The sequence below is a fragment of the Bacillus sp. AR2-1 genome, from assembly GCF_008368755.1.
Classification (GTDB): Bacteria; Bacillota; Bacilli; order Bacillales; family Bacillaceae_G; genus Bacillus_A; species Bacillus_A wiedmannii.
On the sequence record NZ_QORY01000046.1, the window covers coordinates 1 to 4,265 of the forward strand.

General features: G+C 31.7%; 5 protein-coding genes. All 5 read left to right on the forward strand.

The features are described 5' to 3' along the window. Window positions 1-509: 509 nt before the first annotated feature. Entirely contained in the window at window positions 510-1,130 is a 621-nt protein-coding gene (locus DT250_RS30835; RefSeq protein WP_149214344.1) for a DsbA family protein, read from the forward strand. Between the two features lie 171 nt (window positions 1,131-1,301). Then, entirely contained in the window at window positions 1,302-2,123 is an 822-nt protein-coding gene (locus DT250_RS30840) for an MBL fold metallo-hydrolase (protein WP_149214345.1), read from the forward strand. A 4-nt stretch (window positions 2,124-2,127) separates the two neighbouring features. Then, window positions 2,128-2,520 carry a nuclear transport factor 2 family protein gene (locus tag DT250_RS30845; RefSeq protein ID WP_149214346.1) on the forward strand — a complete coding sequence of 131 codons (393 nt, stop codon included), beginning with the start codon at window positions 2,128-2,130 and terminating at the stop codon, window positions 2,518-2,520. A gap of 156 nt (window positions 2,521-2,676) precedes the next feature. Next, window positions 2,677-3,204 (forward strand): nuclear transport factor 2 family protein, encoded by a 528-nt coding sequence (locus tag DT250_RS30850; protein ID WP_149214347.1) that lies wholly within the window; start codon window positions 2,677-2,679, stop codon window positions 3,202-3,204. Between the two features lie 322 nt (window positions 3,205-3,526). After that, window positions 3,527-4,265, forward strand: a 739-nt coding sequence (locus tag DT250_RS32500) for an S-layer homology domain-containing protein (RefSeq protein WP_255450559.1), incomplete at its 3' end; no start/stop codon positions are given.

The window sequence follows — 4,265 nt, forward strand, 5'->3', positions numbered from 1 at the left end:
TGAAAAATGAGAAGATGTTTTTTTGAATTCATTGCTTTGAAAAATAGACATTTATGGTAAAGGGAATTTACTTTAATTCCATAGTTGTGGAAACGTTAAAGTAGAAATTTAATGTTTTTTGTAAAAAAATAATTGACTTTTAATCAAGTTGTAACTAATATGGTTACATGAAGGTGTAACTTATTTAGTTACAACAACTTCCTGTTTTTTTTTAAAAGATTTATATATGTAATTAAGGATAGCGGTCTATACGGTGTCGTCCAGTACAGGAAGTTACTACTATATTAACAACTATGCATATTCTAATCGGTAGTGTTTACTGCTATAGGGCAATAATGTGCAGAGTTATCTTTTATTAATAATTTTAGTTGATCTTTTTTTGGAAAGATTAGTTTTTGGGGAAAATAATAAGGTTTCTAAAAAAGATCACTTTTACAAACCCAAAAGCTAGCTAAGAATTTTTAAATGATAGCTGGACTAGCTAATAAAAATAAAGGTAGGAGATATAAATGGAAAAAAAACAAGATAACCTTATATACGTATGGGACGCATATTGTGGATGGTGCTATGGTTTTTCAGAAAGTATTAAAGGCTTTTACAAAGAACACACTGAAATGCCATTAACAGTTTTATGTGGAGGATTATTTTTAGATGATCTACCAATAAAAAATTTCTCAAATATAGAAGAGGGAAATAAAAGAATTAATCAACTTACAGGTGCAGAATTTGGTCCTTCATATCAAAAATTGGTGGAAGAAGGGACTTTTAAAATGAATTCGAAAGATGCTGCAATGGGCTTTTCAGCTTTACGTTCATTGGCGCCAGACCGTTTATTAGAATTTACGTCTGCTATGCAAAAAGCGTTTTATTATGATGGACGAAGCCTAAGTGATCCTGAGACATATCGTAAAATTGCAATTGAGCATGGTTTGGACCCTGAACAAGTAATTGAGCGTTTAAATGCGCAAGAAACAATTATAGATGTCCAAAATGATTTTAATAAGGTTCGACAGCTTGGTGTTAATAGCTACCCTTCATTACTTTTACAAAAGGATAATCAAATTATTCCTATTGGTGGTGGGGTAATGACGCCAGATAAAATTGAAGCACGTTTTAAAAATTTATACTAAGAAAGTTTAGACTATAGTAGTAAACATGTTAGCTTACGCCAACCGACATACATCTCCCATCTATTTACTGGTGCCATGAGCATTTCAGAGAATTGAGGAGGGGCCTTCTGTCGAGGAAAACTAAAAGTGTGTTATCTATTCAATAACTATAACAAAAGGAGAATAAGATCCATGTTTAAAACAATCGATACAAATCATAAAGATGTGAAATTAACAGTGTTTAGTTCGGATGAAAAAAGTTTTATGGTCACTGCAACCTTAGTTGAGAAAGCAGGACATGCATTTTTAATAAACTCAAAATTTACTCAATCTGATTCGAAAGAAATTGTGGATTATTTGAAAAACAATAACTTATTTTTAGATAAAATCTTTATTATCCATGGAGATCCTGATTACTATTTTGGGTTAGAAAGTATAAAAGCTGCTTACCCAGAAGCTATAGCATATGCTACAGAGTCTACGGTTGAACATATTGTTCATTCTGTATTAGGGAAATTAAAAGTTTGGAAAGATGCACTTGGAGAAAATGCACCAAGTAATGTGGTATTACCTCAAGTGTTTAAGGAGGAAGCTATTGATTTTCAGGGACTAACATTTGAACTAGTTGGTTTAGATCATTACAGAACTAGCTTATTTAATAGAGAACTGAAATTATTAATTGGAGGCATAGATGTATTTAACGAAATCCATCTATTCTTAGCAGATACTAGCTCAAAAGCAGCAATGGAGGCATGGATTGAGAATTTGAAAGTATTACAGGCGTTAAATGCTGACATCATTGTACCAAGCCATGGATCAATCGAAAAATCATTAGATAATCAAGCAATTCATGCAACTATGGATTATCTAAGAACAGCAATTCAAGCTTCTGAGGAAAGTAAAACTTCAAAAGATTTTGTAGCAAAACTTGAAGCAGCATATCCAGGCTATGCTAATAAAGGTGTATTAGAATTAAGTGCAAAAGTTGTAACAAAAGAAATGCCTTGGGGTTAATGCTATGAATAAGTATCAAAAACTATTGCATGAAACGTATGTGTTAACTGGCGAGGGCAAATTGGATGCTTTCAAAACGTATTTAAATGAAAATGTATCTTGGACAGAAGCTGCTGGGTTTCCATATGCGGGCACTTATATAGGACCCGATGAAGTAGTGAAAAACGTACATGAACGTCTTGGAACTGAATGGGATAACTATAGCGCTAAAGATGAAATTTATGCTTTTAATAATAATACTGTTATCGTGTATGGAAAATATAGTGGAACATATAAAGTAACAGGGAAATCATTCATAGCAGATTTTTGTCATCTTTACGAGTTTGATGAGAACGATAAGGTTAAGAAGTTTATTCAAATTGTGGACAGTGCAACTGTTAATGAGGTATTAAGTTAGGGTTACCAATTTCTAATATGCCTCGTATAAGAAGCATTGTTAGGATAAGTGGATTTTCCTAACAATATTTCTTAGATCACATTCTGGGTAAGATTTTTCCTTTATCGAGCGTGTTATCGAAGATGAATTATAAAATTAGAAGAGGTAGATATATATATGAAATTAGAGAAAAATTTAATAGTAATAATTATTTCTGTGTTTATTTTAGGAATTGTGTCGACTTTGATATTTCAAGCTTCAACTGGTAATACCAAAGGTCATTCAATAAAGAGTGAGAATGTTGCATCGGCATCGAAAGATAATGTGACAGAAAAAGAAAAGAATAAGAAGATGGTAGTTGATTTCTATAATGAAGTTTTTAACAAACATAATATCGATATTATCCCTAAATATGTAAGTGAAGATTATAAGCAACATAATCCTTTTGTTGCTGACGGACGAAAAGCCTTCATGGATTTCTTTAAGGAGGACTTTGTTAAAAATCCTAATTCTTCTGCAGAGATTAAACGAGTAGTAGTAGAAGGAGATACAGTTGCTCTTCATGTACATTCTCGTACTAATTCTCAAGATAAGGGAGTTGCTATAGTCGATATATTTCGTATAAAGAATGGTAAGATTGTTGAACACTGGGATGTAATTCAAGAGATTCCAAATGAGGCAGCTAATAATAATACTATGTTTTAGGTAGAAGATATATATAAACTAAATTCAGATTTCTAACAAAAGACTCCATTTTGATTAACTTTTTTCAAAATGGAGTCTTCTTATTTTCCATGTAAAATTGATAATACTCTTGATATATGAGTCACATTCTAGTAAAAAATCTTCTATAGGCAAGAAGATTTTTTTAGTGAATCTATAGCATTATGGGGAGATTAATGTTTTTACCATTAAAAACATTAAATAATTATATATAAATATAATGTATTTATGTTATTATGTTTGTGTTGGGAAATAAAGTATATTTTTATTCGCAAAAATAATTAGGATAAGAAGGGGAAATAGCATGAAAATGAAAAAAATGATTTTAACAGGTGCAGTACTTGCAGCAACAACTTTAACATCTTTAACAAATGTACAGGCAGATACAACATTTAAAGATGTTCCTACTGATCATTGGTCATATAAAGCAATTATGGATCTAAAAGAGAAAAATATCGTAGCTGGTTATGGAAATGGCATTTTTGGTTTCGGTGATAGTATTACACGTGGTCAAGTTGCTAGATTACTTTATGTATATTTGAAACCAGTAGATGTAGATGCTAAATTTCAAAATCCATTTACTGATATAAAAGGTTCTATGTTCGAAAAAGAAATCTTAGCAATCACAAAAGCAGGGATTATGAGTGGATATGGTGATGGAAAGTTCGGACCAAATGAGGTCTTAAATCGTGAACAATTAGCAGCTGTTCTAACACAAGCATTTGATTTAAAAGGAACAACTGTCACCACTTTTAAAGATGTTGACAAGAATTATTGGGCTACGAAGGCAATCAGTGCAGTGCAGGAAAGTAAAATTGCTGCTGGTACAGGAAGTAACTTATTCGAGCCAAAAAGAGTTGTAACACGTGAGCAATATGCACAGTTTCTATACAATGGAATTAAAAGTGTGAATAAACCAGAGACAAAACCAGAACAGAGACAAAACCAGAGACAAAACCAGAAACAAAACCAGAGACAAAACCAGAAACAAAACCAGAAACAAAACCAGAAACAAAACCAGAAACAAAAACAGAAAAAAAACA

Excerpts from the sequence above, each read along its gene's own strand:
- DT250_RS30835 (WP_149214344.1), top strand. The coding sequence starts at position 510 with ATGGAAAAAAAACAAGATAACCTTATATACGTATGGGACGCATATTGT.
- DT250_RS30840 (WP_149214345.1), top strand. The coding sequence starts at position 1,302 with ATGTTTAAAACAATCGATACAAATCATAAAGATGTGAAATTAACAGTG.
- DT250_RS30845 (WP_149214346.1), top strand. The coding sequence starts at position 2,128 with ATGAATAAGTATCAAAAACTATTGCATGAAACGTATGTGTTAACTGGC.
- DT250_RS30850 (WP_149214347.1), top strand. The coding sequence starts at position 2,677 with ATGAAATTAGAGAAAAATTTAATAGTAATAATTATTTCTGTGTTTATT.